The following is a 1,059-nucleotide window of genomic DNA, read 5'->3' on the forward strand; positions in this document are numbered from 1 at the left end:
ATCTGATGCTGCGCCTCATCGCCCAGCATCAGGGCGAGGACATCGCGCGCTATGTGCGAGAGTGCTTCTTTCTCAAGGACGCCGAAACCAACCTTTTCGTGCGCGACCGCAAGCTTGCCCTCGCGCTTTCGGTGATGCGGCAATTCATCGATGCGCCCCTCGCGCTCGAGGAGGTGGCAGCCCGCTGCAACATGTCGCCACGCCAGATGCAACGCCGCTTCGTGGCTGAATTCGGGGTGCCTCCGAGCAGTTTCTATACGGCTCTGCGGCTTCAGAAAGCCCAATCGCTTCTGGTCGGCACACGGTCTCCCATCGCCACGATCGCCTTTGCCTGCGGCTACGCTTCGCCGTCGCATTTTACGCATGCCTACCGCTCGTTCTTTGGAATTTCGCCGCATGAGGAACGGGGGCGCATTGCCGCGGGCAAGTCTCGATCTCAAAATCGTCTGACCATGTTTTTCCAACCGAGTTCTAGCCTGATGGTCGACGTTGTTGGCCCCGGCGTTACGCCCTGATCCTCACCCTGTCGAAAGCTCGTGAGCAAATACAACAGCAGATCCGTGTCATCCGCCGGCGCGAAAATGGCGACCCCAAAGACGGTATGAGTCCTTGGGAGCCAATCGCCCACGACAACGTCCTGAAGGGTAGGCCAAGGCAGCGTCGCCATCGCTTTTTCGTATCCGACCGCACGGCGGCGGGCCAGGTTCGCGTCGGCATATGGGAGGCGACGGCCCATACCGAGATGCTCGAAAACTACCCCAAGGATGAGTTCATGAATGTCATCGAGGGCTCCGTCACGATCGTCGAACCGTATGGGCGCATGGAGATTTTCATCAAGGCCGACAGCTTCTCCATGCCGTGCGGATTTACCGGGCTTTGGCAACAGGACGAGCCGATGAAAAAATACTTCATGGTTTTCGACGCCTTTCTCAGCGGCGACTAGCCGGGCGAGGCGAACGAAACATGCGTCGAGCCGGAGCAATGCTACATTGCTGCAACGAGTTGCTCGAAGTTGGCGCCGGGGCGCTGCACTCCCATGCGGGTGCTAGGCGTCGAGCA

Annotated in this window: 2 protein-coding genes; both read left to right on the top strand. The window is 59.5% G+C overall.

All coding sequences use genetic code 11. The features are described from left to right. Window positions 1–515: helix-turn-helix domain-containing protein (locus EOA60_RS34460; RefSeq protein ID WP_128312705.1), on the top strand; the 515-nt coding region annotated here is incomplete at its 5' end. Between the two features lie 86 nt (window positions 516–601). After that, window positions 602–943, top strand: a complete 342-nt coding sequence (locus tag EOA60_RS39795; RefSeq protein WP_128312706.1) for a cupin domain-containing protein — start codon at window positions 602–604, stop codon at window positions 941–943. Window positions 944–1,059: the final 116 nt, after the last annotated feature.

Source organism: Mesorhizobium sp. M1A.F.Ca.IN.020.06.1.1 (assembly GCF_004023265.1).
In the GTDB taxonomy this organism is placed as follows: Bacteria; Pseudomonadota; Alphaproteobacteria; order Rhizobiales; family Rhizobiaceae; genus Mesorhizobium.

Coding starts and splice junctions, on each gene's coding strand:
- EOA60_RS39795 (WP_128312706.1), top strand. CDS start 602: ATGAGTCCTTGGGAGCCAATCGCCCACGACAACGTCCTGAAGGGTAGG.